14 protein-coding genes are annotated in these 16850 nt (G+C 71.0%); 13 read left to right on the top strand and 1 reads right to left on the bottom strand.

Annotated elements, in window-relative coordinates; genetic code table 11:
• Positions 1-40: 40 nt before the first annotated feature.
• From SMD20_RS46400 to SMD20_RS46425, 6 genes are all read left to right on the top strand, one after another.
• On the top strand, positions 41-1480 hold the full coding sequence (locus SMD20_RS46400) for an alpha/beta fold hydrolase (RefSeq protein WP_329594038.1): 1440 nt from the start codon (positions 41-43) through the stop codon (positions 1478-1480).
• A gap of 376 nt (positions 1481-1856) precedes the next feature.
• Complete coding sequence (locus tag SMD20_RS46405) at positions 1857-2156, top strand: PadR family transcriptional regulator (RefSeq protein ID WP_329594040.1); 300 nt, start codon at positions 1857-1859, stop codon at positions 2154-2156.
• Positions 2153-3034, top strand: a complete 882-nt coding sequence (locus SMD20_RS46410) for a hypothetical protein (RefSeq protein ID WP_329594042.1) — start codon at positions 2153-2155, stop codon at positions 3032-3034. The genes SMD20_RS46405 and SMD20_RS46410 overlap by 4 nt, the downstream gene beginning before the upstream one ends.
• 58 nt (positions 3035-3092) lie before the next feature.
• Entirely contained in the window at positions 3093-3761 is a 669-nt protein-coding gene (locus tag SMD20_RS46415; RefSeq protein WP_329594044.1) for an LmeA family phospholipid-binding protein, read from the top strand.
• A 181-nt stretch (positions 3762-3942) separates the two neighbouring features.
• Positions 3943-4869: a phosphotransferase gene (locus SMD20_RS46420; RefSeq protein WP_329594046.1), complete on the top strand. Its 927-nt coding sequence runs from the start codon at positions 3943-3945 to the stop codon at positions 4867-4869.
• Between the two features lie 98 nt (positions 4870-4967).
• Complete coding sequence (locus tag SMD20_RS46425) at positions 4968-5684, top strand: hypothetical protein (protein WP_329594048.1); 717 nt, start codon at positions 4968-4970, stop codon at positions 5682-5684.
• A 90-nt stretch (positions 5685-5774) separates the two neighbouring features.
• Here the strand turns inward: SMD20_RS46425 and SMD20_RS46430 are convergent, their stop codons facing one another.
• Positions 5775-6623 (bottom strand): helix-turn-helix transcriptional regulator, encoded by an 849-nt coding sequence (locus tag SMD20_RS46430; RefSeq protein ID WP_329594049.1) that lies wholly within the window; start codon positions 6621-6623, stop codon positions 5775-5777.
• A 102-nt stretch (positions 6624-6725) separates the two neighbouring features.
• Here SMD20_RS46430 and SMD20_RS46435 point away from each other — a divergent pair, with 102 nt between their 5' ends.
• The 7 genes from SMD20_RS46435 to SMD20_RS46465 all read left to right on the top strand — a co-directional run bounded on the left by SMD20_RS46435 (position 6726) and on the right by SMD20_RS46465 (position 16824).
• A complete protein-coding gene (locus SMD20_RS46435; protein WP_329594051.1) occupies positions 6726-7490 on the top strand; it encodes an SDR family oxidoreductase in 765 nt (254 codons plus the stop codon).
• A 186-nt stretch (positions 7491-7676) separates the two neighbouring features.
• Positions 7677-8717 (top strand): LacI family DNA-binding transcriptional regulator, encoded by a 1041-nt coding sequence (locus tag SMD20_RS46440; RefSeq protein ID WP_329594053.1) that lies wholly within the window; start codon positions 7677-7679, stop codon positions 8715-8717.
• Between the two features lie 150 nt (positions 8718-8867).
• A complete protein-coding gene (locus SMD20_RS46445; RefSeq protein WP_329594055.1) occupies positions 8868-10964 on the top strand; it encodes an alpha-galactosidase in 2097 nt (698 codons plus the stop codon).
• A 58-nt stretch (positions 10965-11022) separates the two neighbouring features.
• Positions 11023-12342, top strand: a complete 1320-nt coding sequence (locus SMD20_RS46450; protein ID WP_329594057.1) for an ABC transporter substrate-binding protein — start codon at positions 11023-11025, stop codon at positions 12340-12342.
• 43 nt (positions 12343-12385) lie between these two features.
• Positions 12386-13324, top strand: a complete 939-nt coding sequence (locus SMD20_RS46455) for a carbohydrate ABC transporter permease (RefSeq protein ID WP_329594059.1) — start codon at positions 12386-12388, stop codon at positions 13322-13324.
• Positions 13321-14196, top strand: a complete 876-nt coding sequence (locus tag SMD20_RS46460; RefSeq protein WP_329594061.1) for a carbohydrate ABC transporter permease — start codon at positions 13321-13323, stop codon at positions 14194-14196. Before SMD20_RS46455 ends, SMD20_RS46460 begins: the two co-directional genes overlap by 4 nt.
• 33 nt (positions 14197-14229) lie before the next feature.
• The gene (locus SMD20_RS46465) at positions 14230-16824 is read left to right on the top strand and encodes a CBM35 domain-containing protein (RefSeq protein ID WP_329594063.1); all 2595 of its coding nucleotides are present in this window, start codon (positions 14230-14232) and stop codon (positions 16822-16824) included.
• The last annotated feature ends 26 nt before the right edge of the window (positions 16825-16850 follow it).

The raw sequence follows: 16850 nt of genomic DNA on the forward strand, positions 1-16850 counted from the left end.
CGCCACCGCGAACCCCAGCTCAAGCTCCGGCGTGTCTTCCGTGCAGTGGAAATCCTGCCCGGCCTACTCCGATGAGGTGATCCGCGGCCTGGGCGTGGCGGAGGACAAGGTCGCGGCGTTCCGCTCCTTGATGGAGCGCCTGGAGTGCGGCACGGTCAGCGTCCCGCTGAACCATCGTGACCCCAGCGGGCGGAAGATCGACATCGCGGTGACCCGGCTGGCCGCCACGGACGAGGCCCACCGGCTCGGTGCCATCGCCGTCCTGCCGGGCGGGCCGGGCAACAGCGGATACCTGGACCCGGTCCTGCGGGCCGCGCTCAGGAACGAGGAGATGGCGGGGCTCAACAAGCGATACGACATCATCGGCTTCGACCCGCGCGGGGTCGGGTACAGCACCAAGGTCGCCTGCACCTTCTCGCCCAACGGCCCGCCGGAGCCCGGCACGCTGACCAAGGAGGCGGCCAGGAAGATATACGACGCCCAGGTCGCCGCCAACCAGAAGTGCGGACGCTCTGACCCCGCCTTCCTCGGACAGCTCACCACCGAGAACGTGGCCAAGGACCTGGACCTGGTACGGACCGCGCTGGGAGAGGGCGAGCTCAACCTGCTCGGCTTCTCCTGGGGCACCTATCTGGGCATGGTGTACCGCAGCCTGTTCCCGGGGCACACCGGACGGGCCTTCCTGGACAGCGTGGCGCCGCCGTGGACCCGTATCGACGAGCACGCCAAGGGCAGCGCGGAGGCGGCCGAGCGTAACTTCGGGCGCATGGCCGCCTGGCTGGCCCGCCGCGAGGACACCTATGGTCTCGGGGTCACCGCACGGAAGGTGCGCGAGGAGGTGGCGAAGCTGGTCCGCACGTACGACAAGAGCCCCAAGACCTACACCGACCTGCAGCGGCCCATCGACGGCTCGGCCGTCGCCGACCTGGCCAGGCGCAACTCGACCGAGTGGGTGCGCGCGGGCAAGGCGCTGGCCGAACTGCGGGCGGTGACGGGCACCACCGCCCCGCCCACCGTCAAGGAGCTGCTCGGCGCACCGATGATGGGGACGCCCGTGCCCGGCGCGCCCGAAACACTGAACATGACCATGAACTTGGCCGTCGCGTGCAACGAGGACAGCAGCCGGGCCGGTTTCGACACCGCCTGGCGTGACCACCAGCAGATCGTGAAACGCCATCCGGCGACCGGCCGGTCCTGGGGGCTGCCTGTCATGTGTCCCGGCTGGCCGCTGCCGGTGCAGCAAGCCACGTTGAAGCGGGGCGGCGGGTCACTGGTGCTGGCGGGACACCTGCACGAGTTCATGTCCGTCTACGACTGGACGCTGCAGACGCGGCGCGCCATCGGCGGCACCGTCTACACGGTCGCCGACGACGTGCACGTGTCGACCACCCGGGTGCCCAAGTGCGCCGCCGACGTGGCGCGGTACTTCGAGACGGGCCAGATCGGCAAAGGTTGCGAGGGCAGCGCAATCCCGAGCTGACCACCGGTTACGGCCCGGCGGCCCCCCGGTTCATTCAGGGGCTGTCCCGAACCGCGCTCGGATTGGCACTGTCACTTTGAATGGCGTTCGGCCAGCTGATGTCACTTCCCAGCTGTGTCGGTTGCAGTGGCAGCTGTCGGTGTTCAGGGTGAGTTGTCGGGTTCTGACTTCGACTCCGATCTCGGTAGGCAGAGTGCTCGGCCATGACGGCTTTGCGCGCGCTGGCCGGTGGGATGGATGAGCCTCCGCTGGCCGGAGAGCTTGAGGTCCGCTTCGCTGACAAGTCGACTTCGCGATCTTCCCTATATGCCGACTATCGGTATATAAAGATCCTGTGTCTAAGTTGCGCTCTTTACAGGAGCCTTCGTTCCTCATCTTGACCGCGCTGGCCGCCGAGCCTCAGCACGGGTACGGCATCATCACCGACGTCGAGCGGATCTCCGAGGGTGAGGTCCGGTTGCGGGCGGGGACGCTGTACGCCGCCCTGGACCGGCTCCAGTCCGAAGGACTGATCGAGGAGGACCGGGAGGAGATCGTCGGCGGGCGGTTGCGGCGCTACTACCGGCTCACCGACGAGGGCGGCGCCCGTCTGGCCGCTGAAGTCGAACGGCTGCGGCGCAACGCCAGGACCGCCGCCGCCCGGCTGCGCCCGCGCCCCGCCGGAGGTGTCGCGTGAGCAACCTGGAACGGCGTTACCGCCGCCTTCTCCGATGGTTTCCGCGCGAGCACCGAGAGCGGCACGAAGAGGAGATGCTCAGTGTGCTGATGGCGGCGGCGCGGCCCGGGCAGAGTCGTCCGGAGCTGCGGGACGTCCTCGACCTCGTCAGGGGAGCCGCGGTGATCCGCGCGCGCTGGGCGTTCGGGTCGGAGTCTGCGGCGCGGTGGCGGGATGCGATGCGCGTGGTCGCGGCGGTCGGCCCCCTGGCGTTGCTCGCTTACCAGATTCAGTTGGGCATCCGCCCTGAACTGCTCCCGGTGGGCGTCCTGATCGTCTTCCTGGCCTGGACCGATCGCCGCCGGCCTGCTGCGGCGCTCGCGTGGATCTGGGCGATCCTGTCCAGCGCGGGCATGGTTGCCGGGGCGATGTTGTCCACAGGCGCTTACGGATGGACCTCCTTGGGCGTGAGGGTGGCGATCGGCGGCATCGTCGGCTCCTTTGTGCTGGTGGCGGCGGTACTGACGAGGGTGGCACAGCCGCGGCGGGGGATGTTGCTGATCGGGCGCGGGCGGACTCTGGCCTGGTCCGGAGCGGCCCTGACGGTGGCCGTCGTGACGCGGCAACTGGACGCGGCCCTGTGGGAGGCGGGAGTACCGCCCACACTGCTCCCGCTCGGGCTGATCGCAGTGATCTGCGGAGTAGTCGCTCAGTCTCCGGTGGGGCGCAGGAGCGTAGTAGCGCTCTCGCCGATCATCCTGGCGATGCTCACCCAGATGCTCCCTCAGCTCACGACGGTGGGATCGTGGGGGGTCGCGCTGCTGGGGCTGGGGTCGGCCGGGTTTCTGGTCGCCATCTTCCGGTCCAGGTCGCTCGCGCAGAGAGCCATCGACAGTTGAGTGATGCTGGAACGGCAGCCAAGAGCCTCGGCGGCCGCCGGCCCATGCGGAGTGCCGCATGCGCAAGGTGATCGTTGTCCTGATCGCGCTCGTCGTCCTCCTCATCATCGACCGAGTCGCCGTGGCGAGCGTCGAGCGCGAGATGGCGAACAGAATCGCCGCCGTCCCCAACCTCTCCGGCACGTCGAGCGTGTCGATCGAGGGCATCCCGTTTCTCACGCAGGCTGTGTCGGGGCGCTATCCAGAGGTGCGGTTCAATCTCGGCACCTTCAGCTACGGCGGCGTGCCGGTCGAAAATTTGCGGGGTGTTGCGTACGACGTGAGGGCGCCTCTCGCCGACGTCCTGCAGAAGCAAGCCAATATCCGGGCCGGTCGTGTAGCCATGAGCGGCACCCTGTCCAGAGCGACGATCGACAAGTACGCTCCGCGCGGCGTGAAGATCGACGGTGACGGGCAGCGGCTCACAGCCTCGGGGGAGGTGACGATCGGGGCGACCAAGGTGAAGTTCAGCGCCGAGATGCGGGTCGAAGTCGCCGGCGGGAGGATCAAGCTCCAGGCCGAGAGAATTCAGGGCGTGCCCGTGCCGGACCAGGTCGCGCAACTGATCTCCTATCCGATCCCGTTCGATCTGCCCTTCGATGTGAAGCTGACCGGGGTCAGGAGCCTGCCGGAAGGACTGGAACTCTTCGCCGAAGCGTTTGACGTGCCGATTCGTGGACGAGGTTGAAAGATCATCTTGTGGCCGATCAACCTCACGGAGATGCTGTCACCAGAATCGACTTCGAGGCTGCCGGGAAGTCGGGCGATCGCAGCACTGTAGCGATATGGTTCGCGATCGCCCGGGAGCCCCTGATTGGCTGGGGCGCATGAGAACCCAGCGGCGTGATTGGACAGAGCTCCCGGCCATCGTGAGGCACGAAGTCGAACGCCGGTTGGGCGCCGGCGTCCAGGGCTTCGAGGAACGTCAAGGCGGCTTCTCCTTCGGCGTTCTCGGCGTCGCCACGCTCTCCACCGGGGAGCAGGTGTTCATCAAGGCCATACGCGATGATACGGCCAACGTGCGGGACTACCGGACCGAGGCCGCTGTCGCGGCCGCCTTGCCCCCGGCGGTGCCCACGCCAAGGCTGCGCTTCACGTGTGAGCTGGCCGGATGGCTACTGCTGTGCTTCGACGTCGCCCCGGGCGCACTGCCGCACGAACCGTGGCGGCCCGAGGAGTTGTCGGCCGCCTTGAAGGCGGTGGCTGTGTGCGCTCTGCAATTGACGCCCTCGCCGATCGGCGGCCTGCCAACACTGGGCGAGCAGATGGCTGGGCGGTGTGAGACCTGGCGGGAACTGAAGCGCGACGGCGTCCACGGCGCGGTCACCGTTGACAGCATCGGCGAGTGGGAACGCAAGCACCTGTCCCGCCTCGCCTCCGTCGAAGCGACGTGGACCCAGCTTGCCGTCGGCGATACGCTCCTGCACTTTGACCTGCGCTTCGACAACATCATCGTCAACCCGCGCGGGACCGCGCACGTGGTCGACTGGGGACGGGCCTGCATCGGTCCGGCCTGGAGCGATCTGGTCTGCCTGCTGGTGCAGTCCGATCTGGGCCACCTTCACCCCGACGCCATCTTCTCGGGTCACCCGGTCGGCCGAGCCGCTGAGCCGACGCAGGTCGACGCCTTCCTCGTCGCGTTGGCCAGCTACTGGACCCACACGGCATCTCTTCCAGGTCCCGCCCATGCCCCGCATCTGCGGGACCGGCGAGAGTACTCACGGCGAGCAACGATCGGCTGGCTCCGACGACGCTGGTCCCCAGGCGACTCCCAGAGGTGGTTTTCTTGGTCATGACGTGGTGAGTTTTCAGAGGGCGCCGGCGTGCGTGCCGTGGCAGTCCTCGACAGGGTGCACCGGGCAGCAGTCATGAAACCAAGACGTTGGAGGGCTCGTTGACGGCAGGTGAGAACGGGCCGGCCGCGCAGGACACAGCGGGCGCGAGTCAGGGGTTCATGGCGCTGCCGACCCGAACGGATGACGACAGGGCGTCGTTTCAGCAGTGTCTGGCGGCCGTGGCCGACGTGGTCGGGATCGAGGTCGCGCCTGAGCCGGCTCCCGGTGATCAGCGGCGCTGGAATCAGCTGGTACGGGTGGCGCTCCGAGAAGCCTGCCGCAACGGCCTGACGCTGTCTGACGCGTCCTTCGACGTGCTCATCAAAGCGGCCGTCTACGACCCGGACCCGAGCTTCAACCGTCAGTTCGTCGAACCGGCTCTGAACGCGTTCGGACGCCGTCGCGTCCGATCGGCGCTGCTCGAACATCTGCGGACGGGCACCGACGGGGAGCGGGCCGGCGCTGCGCGAGCGTGGTACTGGTCGGCTCTGCCGCTTCGGCTCCGCCATGTGCGAGCAGAGAATTCGAGCACCGAGAGCCCGGCAGAGCCAGATGACCTGTCGGTCCTGACGTGGGAGTGGCACCAGGCCGCACTCCGGGAGTTCGTGACCAACGAGCACCTGGACGTGCGGCGCTGCATTCTCCCCGTGCTGCCGCTCTGGCGATCCGCGTACCCGCCGGAGCTGCATGACCTCGTGGACGCGGCGGTGTCGATCGCCCGCTCGCATCCGGACGAGTACATCCGTCATCGCGTGGAGCACCAGGTCCGCGGTTGACCACCTCCCGATCATTCGCTCGTACGCAGCTCCGCGTCAGAAGCCGAAGCACGCGAGCGCGCCTACGACCAGCGAGCCCCGCGCTGAGGGTCAGCGCTCGGCTTCCGCGAAAGGGCCGTGGCCGAGCACGGCGAGCAGTCGCAGCTTCTCGAAGTCCTCGGTACGCGGCGCGGCGGTGAGCACGAGCAGCGTCTGGGACTGGTCCTCGGTGAACAGCGCCTGGCAGTCCAGCTCGATCGGCCCGACCTCGGGATGGACGAGCGTCTTGTGGTCCTCGAACCGCCGGACGACCTCGTGCCGTGCCCAGAGCTCGGCGAACTCCTCGCTCGTCTTCTGCAGGACGCGTACGAGCTCGCCGGCGCGCGACCGGGCTCCGCGCAGGCCGTAGGCGACGCGCAGGTTCGCGACCTGGGCCCGGCTCTGGCGGTCGCGGTCGGCCTCGGGGTAGAGCGTCCGCTCCGCGGGGTCGGTGAACCAGCGGTAGATGGCGCTGCGCGCGAGGCCGGTGTGCTTGGAGGCGTCTCCGAACAGGGCGGCGGCCGGCCTGTTCTGCACCAGCGTCTCGGCCAGGTCGGACAGGATGAGCGCCGGGGTGTCGTCGAGCCGGTCGAGCACCCGCAGCAGCGCGGGCGCGACGTGCGTCGAGACGGACAGCGACGCGGGCGCGTTGTGCCCGGCGATCCGGTACAGGTAGTCGCGCTCGTCGCCGGTCAGCCGCAGCGCGCGGGCGAGGGAGGCCAGCATCTGCTCGCTGGGCTGAGGGCCGCGCCGCTGCTCAAGCCGGGTGTAGTAGTCGGTCGACATGACGGCGAGGGAGGCGACCTCCTCGCGCCGCAGCCCGGGGGCCCGCCGGCGCGCGCCCTCGGGAAGGCCGACGTCCCCGGGCTGGAGCGCCTCGCGGCGGCGGCGCAGGAAGTCGGCCAGTGCTGCACGGTCCATATGCCCGATTATGGTGGGCGGTCGCCGGTGCGAGGCAGGGATCGCCGGTCCCCCGATAACCCATCTCTGCCTGTGCCTCGGCGGTTCGGGAACGATCGGTACATGCACATCTCCGGAAACACCATTTTCATCCCCGGCTCCACCAGCGGCATCGGTCTCGCTCTCGCCCTTGAGCTGCAGGCCAGGGGGAACACCGTCATCGTCGGCGGCCGGCGCGCCGAACTGCTCGAACGGATCGCGGCCGAGCACCCCGGCCTCCACACCGTCCAGATCGACACCACCGACCCGGCGAGCATCGCGGACGCCGCCAAGCGGGTGCTCGCCGCGCATCCGGACCTCAACGTCCTGGTGACGATGGCCGGCGTGATGCGGGTCGAGGACTGGCGTGATCCGGCGTCGTTCCTCGCCTCCGCCGAGGAGACCGTGATCACGAACGTGCTCGGCCCGATCAGGCTCATCGCCGCGTTCGTCGAGCACCTGCGCGAGCGGCCGGACGCCACGATCATGACGGTCTCCTCGGGCCTGGCGTTCGCGCCCCTCAAGGTCACGCCGAGCTACAACGCCTCGAAGGCGGCGATCCACATGCTCAGCGAGTCGATCCGGCTGCAGTTCGCCGGGACGTCGGTGAAGGTCGTGGAGCTCGTGCCGCCGTCCGTGCGCACCGCGCTGCTGCCGGGGCATGAGGACAACGAGCACGCCATGCCGCTCGACGCGTTCGTGGCGGAGGTGGTCGGGCTGATCGAGGCTCAGCCGGACGCGAAGGAGATCCAGGTCGAACGGGTGAAGTTCCTGCGGTACGGCGAGGCCCGCGGCGACTACGACCAGGTGGTCGAGACGCTCAACGCCGCCGACCCGCACGGCAAGTAGGCCGGGCAGCCCGCCGGCGCCTGTCTGCGGCTCAGCTTCGCGGCCGCGGCCGATCCGGCCGAGCTGGTCGAGGGCGTCCGCCTGCTCCGATCGGGGAACGCGTCATGAGAGGCTTCGGGCGCCGCGCCGCCTCCATGATCGAACTCCCGGGCGGCCGGTTCCGGGGGCCGGGCCTACCATGTGAGCGTGACCTCGACACCCCGCCGCGCGTCCAGGAGCGCCGTCGCCGTGCCCAGCATCCGGGACGTCGCGGCGGCCGCCGGGGTGTCGTACCAGACGGTTTCGCGGGTGCTCAACGACTCGCCCAAGGTGCGCGCCGAGACCCGCGCCGCGGTGCTGGCGGCCATCGACCGGCTCGGCTTCCGGCCGAGCCGCGCCGCCCGCGCGCTCAGCCTGGGACGTGCCCGCTCCATCACCGTGGTGACGTCCAACACGGTCCTGTACGGCTACGCCGCCACCTTGCAGGGCATCGAGGAGGCCGCGCGCGCGGCCGGGCTGGCCGTGGGGATCCGGGTGGTGGAGTCGGCCGAGCCCGCCGAGGTGAAGCAGACCGTCGACGACGTCAGCGACGCCAGCGCGGGGGGCGTGGTGGTGATCGCGTTCGACCCGATGGGGGTGGCGGTGCTGGAGGCGCTGCCCCGGCACGTCCCGGCGGTGGCCGCCGCCGAGCCGGCCGCGCCCGACCGGGGCCGGGTGTCGATCGCGCTGGACGAGCGCCGCGCCGCGGCCGACGCCACTAGGCACCTGCTGGAGCTGGGCCACCGTACCGTGCACCACGTGGCGATCCCGTCCGAGGGCCGGGCGGGCGGCCGGCTGGCCGGCTGGCGCGACGCGCTGGGCGAGTCGGGCGCGCCGATCCCCGCCGTGCTCGACTGCGGCTGGGACATCGCCTCGGCCTACGAAGCCGGGCGGCGGCTGGCCGCCGAGCCGGACGTGACCGCCATCCTGTGCGGCAACGACGACATCGCCCAGGGGGTGCGCCGGGCGTTGTACGACGCGGGCAAGGCGGTGCCCGGCGACGTGAGCATCGTCGGTTTCGACGACATCCCGGGCTCGGCGTACTGGACGCCCGCGCTGACCACGGTCCGGATGGACTTCGCCGGGCTGGGGCGGGCCTGCTTCCACGCGGCCGTGGCCGAGCTGACCGGCCAGGAGCAGCCGGAGCCCGCCCTGGTGGCGCCCAGCCTGGTGGTGCGCGAGTCCACCGGCCGCCCGCGGCGCTCCTAGAAACCTGCGCGTAACGATCCCGCAAACAGGTCTTCCCTCACGATGGTGTGACCGCTCACACTGCCCTTGTGACCGGTCACACGAACGGCGCCATCACCACCGGTGCCCGTGCGACCACGAGAGCACGAGAGCGCGGAAGAGAGTTCCTTGATGCCTGCTGACGTCGTTGAGATCCTGCGCTGGGGCCACTCCGGCCTCGCCGCCGTCCTGGAGGTCCACCCGGATCGCCCGGTGGCGCTGCGCGAGCTGACCGCCGGGCCGGTCACCGTGCGGGCGCGGATCTCCCAGCCGGTGGTGGAGGTGCTGGTGCCCGGCGAAGGCCGGGCGCGCGCCTCGCAGCGGCTCTCGGAGACGGCGGTGGGCTGCCGGCTGCGGTACGCCGGGTCCGAGCAGTCCAGCGCGGACGGCTGGCACGAGCTGCGGGTGCGGATGCGGGACGAGGTGTCCGGGCTGGCCGCGGAGCTGACCCTGCGCTCGCCCGACGGCGTGCCGGCCGTGCAGGCGTCGGTGCGGGTGACGAACCAGGGCGAGGAGCCGGTGCTCCTGCTGGCCGTCACCTCCTTCGCCGCAGGCTTCCTCGGCCTGCCGGCCGCCGACCTGGACGTCCTGTACGGCGACAGCGACTGGCTGGGCGAGAACCGCTGGACCAGCAGGCCGCTCGCCGACCACGTGCCCGACCTCGGCCTGACCGGGCACGGCCAGCACGGCAAGAGCGTCTTCTCGCTGACCAGCACCGGCACCTGGTCGAGCGGGAGGCACGTGCCGATGGGCGGGCTGAACGAGCGGCGTACCGGCCGGACCTGGCTGTGGCAGATCGAGCACAACGGCGCGTGGCGGTGGGAGGCCGGCGACCGGATGGACGGCGCGTACGTGGCGCTGTCCGGCCCCACCGACCCCGACCACCAGTGGAGCGAGCTGCTCGCGCCCGGCGAGTCGTTCGTCACCGTGCCCGTGTCGGTCGCCGTCTCCGACGACGGCGTGGAGGGCGCGGCGGCGGCGCTGACCGCGCACCGCCGCGCGCTGCTGCGCCCCCATCCGGACCGGCCGGCGCTGCCGGTCGTGTTCAACGACTACATGAACACGCTGATGGGCGACCCGACGACGGACAAGCTGCTGCCGCTCATCGACGCCGCCGCCGCGGCCGGCGCGGAGGTCTTCTGCGTGGACGCCGGCTGGTACGACGACGGCGGCGACTGGTGGGACAGCGTGGGGGAGTGGCTGCCGTCCCAGAGCCGCTTCCCCCGCGGTCTGGAGGAGGTGCTGGCCAGGATCGCCGGGCACGGCATGACGGCCGGGCTGTGGCTGGAGCCGGAGGTGATCGGCGTGCGCAGCCCGATGGCCGGCAAGCTGCCCGCCGAGGCGTTCCTCCAGCGCGGCGGCGTCCGCCTGGCCGAGCACGGCCGCCACCACCTGGACCTGCGCCATCCGGCGGCCGTCGCGCACCTGGACCAGGTGGTGGACCGGCTCGTCGAGGAGCTGGGCGTCGGCTACTTCAAGCTGGACTACAACGTCAACCCCGGCGCCGGCACCGACGTCGCCGCCACGAGCGTCGGCGCGGGGCTGCTCGCCCACAACCGGGCGCACCTGGCCTGGCTGGAGGGCGTGCTGGACCGCCATCCGCACCTGGTGCTGGAGAACTGCGGCTCGGGCGCGATGCGCATGGACTACGCGATGCTCTCGCGGCTGCAGCTCCAGTCCACCAGCGACCAGCAGGACTTCCTCCGCTATCCGCCGATCGCGGTCGCGGCCCCGCTGTCCGTGCTGCCCGAGCAGGCCGCCAACTGGGCCTACCCCCAGCCCGGGATGACGGACGAGGAGATCGCCTTCACGATGTGCACCGGCATCATGGGCCGTCTCTACCTGTCGGGCAACCTGCACCGGATGACGCCGGAGCAGCTCGCCCTGGTCCGGGACGGCGTACGGCTCCACCAGAGCCTGCGCCCGGACCTGCTGCGCGCCACGCCGTGCTGGCCGCTCGGCCTGCCCGGCTGGGACGACCCGTGGCTCGCCCTCGGCCTGCGCACGGAGCACGGCACCCACCTGGGGATCTGGCGCAGGCCGGGAGCCGGCGAGACCACCGTGCTGCGCCTGCCCCACCTGGCCGGGCGTGACCTGCGCGCGCGGGCCGCCTACCCGGCGACCCAGGAGGGCTGGTCAGCGGCCTGGAACCCGCGGACCGCGGAGCTGACCGTCACCGCGACGGCCCCCGCGCCTACCGCCCGAATTCTGCACCTTCGTCCCTACTAATCTCCCCAAGGGATGTTCGATGCCATAGGCGGTCGAACATGGATAAAGGAAGCAAACCGTGAAGCTCGTACCGCGTGTCGCCGCCGTCGCGACCCTCGCCCTGGCCGTCGCGGCCTGCAGCGATCCCTCCGCCGGGCCCGCCGCGCCGGCCGCAGGCGGCTCCCCGGCCGCCTGGCCGTCGCCCACCGCCCGGCTGGACGGGGTCACGTTGACCATCTGGGCCGCCCAGAACAGCAACACCGTGCCCAAGGCCGTCACCGACGCCTTCACCCAGGCCACCGGCGCCAAGGTCGAGGTCGTCACCATCCCCGACCCGTACGAGCAGGGCGTGCAGACCAAGGTCGCCACCGGCGACAAGCCCGACCTGGCCTTCTGGCAGCCGACCGCGTCCATGCTCACCGCGCTCAACGCCCGCGCCAACCTGCAGCCCCTCGACGGCGCCCCCTGGGTCGAGTCGCTGTCGCCGGAGCTGCGGGACATCACCGGCCTGCTGGACAAGACCCGTTACGCCGCGCTCGTCACCAGCCCCGCCGTCGAGGGCGTCTACTACAACAAGCAGGTCTTCGCCGCGGGCGGCATCAAGGAGACGCCCAAGAACTTCGACGAGCTGCTGGAGGCCGCCCGCACGCTCAAGGGCAAGGGCGTCACCCCGTTCTTCGAGATGGCCGGCGACAAGTGGGCCACCCAGTGGTGGGTGCAGGTCCAGCTCGCCGACGCCGCCAAGAGCGGCCTGTGGGACCGGGTCAACACCGGCAAGGAGACCTTCGAGGACAAGACCATCCTCGACGCCATCACGAAGTACAAGGCGCTCATCGACGAGGGCCTGTTCAACGCCGACATCAAGACCGCCACGTTCGAGGACCAGGGCGAGGCGCTGCTGTCCGGCAAGGCCGCCATGGCGATCCAGGTCAACTCGTTCTTCGGCCAGCTCCAGGCCAAGGCCGACACCGCCGAGCTGGACGAGAAGATCGGCTTCTTCCCGATCTCGCCCAGCGGCAACGTCGGCACCTCCATCCCCGACCAGTCCAACGCGCTGGTCGCCTTCCGCACCGGCGACGCGGGGCGGGAGGCCGCGGCCCGGCAGCTGCTGGCGTACTGGATGGGTCCCGGCTACGCCGGGTTCGTCGCCGACCGCAAGACCGTCTCGCTGCGCCCGGACGTGCCCACGCCCGACGGCGTGCCGCAGGCGCTGCGGGACGTGCACGCCTCGCTCGGCCAGTCGGTCGGCTCCATGCAGTCGCTGGCCGTGGCCAACCCGGACCTGTACCTCAACCTGGCCGACATGATCACCGGCAGCCTGACGCCCGAGCAGGTGGCCGCCGCCACCCAGAAGCAGTTCGCGCAGCTCGCCAAGGCCGCCGGCGCCACCGGCTTCTGACCGCACCGGCGGGCCTCCCGCCCCCCACACCCCCAAGGAGCCGATGGTGCCGACCGGCCGGCAGACGCTCACCCGCCCAGCACGCCGCGTCCCGGCCGCCCGGCCGGCCGGGGTCGCGCGCAGCCGCACCCATCCGATGTGGTTCCTCGTCCCGGCGTTCGTGATCCTGTTCGTGTTCTTCTTCCTGCCGACCCTGTTCAACTTCATCTACGCCTTCACCGACTGGTCCAGCTTCAAGAGCGACATCCGCCCGGTCGGCTTCGACAACTTCACCGACCTGCTGTCGGACGGCACGCTGTTCAGCGCCCTGCGCATCACCGTGATCTACGCCGCCCTGGTCGCGCTGTTCCAGAACCTGTTCGGCTTCGGCCTGGCGGTGCTGCTGGAGAAGGACACCTGGCTCAACCGGGCCGCCCGCCTGGTCTTCGTCGTCCCGGTGCTGATGTCCGCGCTGGCCGTCGGCTACCTCTTCCAGGCCCTGCTCAAGCCCGACGGCAGCCTCAACGACCTGCTGTCGGCGCTGACCGGGTGGCAGGTGGAGGTCGCCTGGCTGGGCAGCACCACCTGGACCCTCGTGCTGGCCGCGGCCATCCACGCCTGGAAGTGGATGGGCCTGTCCATGCTCATCTACCTGGCCGGGCTCAAGACCGTGCCCGAGGACGTCACCGAGGCCGCCCGCATCGACGGCGCCACCGGGTGGCAGGCGTTCTGGGCGGTGCGCTTCCCGCTGCTGGCCCCCGCGATCACCTTCAACGTGGCCACCGCCCTGCTCGGCTCCATGAACGGCTTCGACATCGTGCAGGCGCTCACCGGCGGCGGCCCGGCCCGCAGCACCGAGATCCTCAACATCTTCATCTACCGCACCTTCGGCCAGGGCCTGTTCGCCCAGGCCACCACCATGAGCCTGGTGCTGTTCCTCATGGTCGCGCTGCTGGCCTTCCCGGTCATCCGCGTCCTGCGCAAGAGGGAGGACATCCTGTGACCGCTCCCGTCTACGGCGCGCCGCGCCGCCGCGTCGCCCGCCCGCCGGCCGCCCGCGGCTGGGCCGGGCGGCTGCGGCCCGCCGCCGTCGTCGCGCTCGTCGTACTCGTCATGGGCGTGCCGCTGTGGCTGGTCGTGGTCACCGCCGGCAAGTCGCAGGGCGAGGCGCTGTCGCCGGATCTGTCCCTGCCCTCGCGCTGGCAGCTCTGGCAAAACCTGGCCCAGGTCTGGGAGCAGGGCGAGGTGCCCAGGGCGTTCCTCGGCAGCGTGCTCGTGGTCGCGCCGTCGGTCGCGCTGGTGCTGGCGTTCGGCTCCATGGCCTCCTGGATCCTGGCCCGCCGGGCCACCCGGCTCAACGCCGTGCTGTACGCCCTGGCCATCAGCGGCATCGTGCTGCCGCCCGCCGTCGTCACCATCGTGCTCCTGCTGCGCCAGCTCGGCCTGGCCGGCAGCCCGGTGGGCATGATCGGTGTCTACGTCGGCATCTACATGTCCACGGTGATCTTCTTCGTCACCGGGTTCGTCCGTACCGTGCCGCTGTCGCTGGAGGAGGCCGCCCGCATGGACGGCGCCGGGCCCGTGCGGGTGTTCTTCTCCGTGATCCTGCCGCTGCTGCGCCCGGTGCTGGCCACCGCGACCATCCTCATCTGCCTGTACGTCTGGAACGACGTCTTCTACGCCTTCTTCGTCATCGGCGGCCGGCTCGACACGCTGCCGCTGAACCTGTTCCAGGTCGCCAACGCCGGCCTCTATCTCAACAACTGGCACCTGATCTTCGCCTACATCATCCTCATGAGCCTGCCGCTGCTGGTCGTCTTCGCCGTCGCCCAGCGGAAGATCATCTCCGGCATCACCGGCGGCGCCGTCAAGTAGCCCGTCCCCCCATCCCCCATGAGAGAGGACGTCATGCCCCGACCCCAGCCCCGATCACGCGCGGCCACCGCTGCCGCCGCGCTGGCTCTCGCCTCACTGACGGCCGTCCCGGCCCACGCCGCCGCCCCCGACGTGGTGGCGGTGGACTTCGCCCAGCGCACCGGCGCCGTGCACGGCGGCGCGACCGGCATGCTGTACGGCCTGTCGGACCCCGGCGTGCCCGGCGACTCCCTCCTAGCCGGCGCCCGGCCGCGTACGATCGCGCAGAAGGCCCCGGACGGCGACCAGCACCCCAACGGCGACGCGCTCAAGGTCGCCGACGGCTTCTTCGCCGCGGGCGGCGAGGAGATCGTCGTCTACATGCAGGACGTCTACAGCCAGTGGCCCTACGAGAACCGCGGCATCGACGACTACCTCGCCAAGGTGGACACGATGGTGCGCAAGGTCGTACGCGAGCGGCCGAAGGACAAGGGCAAGTTCGTCTGGGTGCCGTTCAACGAGCCCGACGGCATCTGGTACCAGAACTGGACCACCTCGAAGCAGAAGTTCTTCAGCGACTGGAAGGCGGTGTTCGAGCGCATCCGCTCCATCGACCCCGCCGCCCGCATCGTCGGCCCCAACGAGGCCAACTACAACCCCGGCCGCCTGCGCGACTTCCTCACCTGGGCCAAGGCCACCTCCTGCGCCGGCGACCAGCAGGGCAACTGCCTGCCCGACATCATGGCCTGGCACGAGCTGTCGCGCAGCCGGCTCGCCGACTACCGCGGCCACTACGAGGACTACCGCCGGATGGAGCGCGAGCTCGGCATCGGCCCGCTGCCCATCAACATCGACGAGTACGGCAACCGCCGCGACATGTCCGTCCCCGGCCAGATCATCCAGTGGATCTCCCTGTTCGAGGACACCAAGGTCGACGCCGACATGGCCTACTGGACCTACGCCGGCAACCTCGACGACCACGCCGTGCGCACCCGGCAGGCCAACGGCGGCTGGTGGCTGCTCAAGTGGTACGCCGACCTGACCGGGCAGACGGTCAGGACGACCCCGCCGCGGATCGACGTCGCCGACACCGTGCAGGCCGTCGCCGCCATCGACGAGCCCGCCCGGCGCGGCACCGTCCTGGTCGGCGGCGGCTCGCAGCCCGTCCGCCTCGACGTCTCGGGCCTCGCGGCCGCCGTCTTCGGCCCGCAGGTCGACGTCGTGGTCTCCAGGACGACGTGGAGCGGCTACGAGGGCGACGCGCTCAAGCCGCCGGTCGTCGCCGCGCGGCGGACCGCCGTACGGGACGGGCGCATCCAGGTGGACCTGCCCGGCGGGGACGTGATGGCCGCCTACCGCGTCACGATCGTGCCCTCCGCCGGGGCCGCGCCCGTCACGGACGCGCCGTGGAGCACGTCGGTGGAGGCCGAGTCGGCCACCCTCACCGCCGCCCAGGCGTTCGACCAGGACACCACGGCGGACCCGCAGCTCTACGCCACCTCCGGCAGGCGCGACGTCGGCGCCATGAACCAGACCGGCTCGGCCGTGACGTTCTCCGTCACCGTGCCCCGCGACGGCCGCTACCGCCTCGGCATCCTCCAGGGCGCCAACAAGATCCCCGGCAGGCACGCGCTCTTCGTGGACGGCAGGCTCGACCAGATCGTGCCGTACTCGGCCAACCTGAGCTGGACCTACCGCGGGCGTACCGACGTGGAGCTGACGCTGGCCGCCGGCACCCACCAGCTGTCCCTGCGCACCAGCGCCGACGGCGCCACGCGGCTGCCCGGCAGCGACGTCACGCTCGACAGGTTCGACCTCACGGAGATCACCGGGGCGGAGCGGGCCGCGTACCCGGCCGACGAGGCGCGGCTGTCGGGCGGGGCGCGCATCACCCGCGAGGGGAAGGGCCCGGCGATCGCCCTCGGCGGCGACGCCCGCGCCACCTTCTTCGTCGCCGCCGGCCAGGACGGCTACTACGACCTGACCCTCTCCTACAACGCGCGCGCCGCCGGCGACCTGGGGGTCCGCCTCGACGGCCGCGACGTGCGCGGCCTGCGGGCGACCCGCCCGGGCGAGGCCGCCTCCCGCGCCCGCGTCTACCTGCCGGCCGGCGTCTCCAAGGTCGAGGTGAGCGGCCCGGCCGGGCTGGAGCTGCGCGAGCTCACCACGGTCAGGGCCGCGCAGGCCGACACCGCGATCCACCGGGTCGAGGCGGAGCGGGCGCGGCTCGCCGGCACGGCGAAGGCGGTCACCGTCCCCGCCACGAGCGCGTCCAACGCCTCCGGCGGCGTGTACGTGGGCGACCTCGGCAACGGCGCGGGCAACACCCTGACCCTCGCCCGCCCGGCCGGGTTCGGCGCCGGCGAGTATGTCCTGCTCACGCACTACGCCAACGCCGACCGCAACACCGGGCACCCGTACAACACCGACGTCATCAGCCGTTTCCTCGACATCACCGAGACCGGCGGCGCGACGACGCGCGGCGTGTTCCGGCACAGCTACGCCTGGGACAACTTCTGGCCCCAGGCCACGCCGCTCACCCTCACCACCCAGGACGGAGCGCTCGTCCTCGGCAACGCGGACGCCTACGGTCCCAACGTGGACCGGCTGGAGCTCGCCCGCCTCGTCCTGGAGGTCCAGAACGGCTGACGAGCCACCGTTTGTTCGAGATCCAG

The organism is Nonomuraea sp. LP-02, from assembly GCF_036289125.1.
In the GTDB taxonomy this organism is placed as follows: Bacteria; Actinomycetota; Actinomycetes; order Streptosporangiales; family Streptosporangiaceae; genus Nonomuraea; species Nonomuraea bangladeshensis.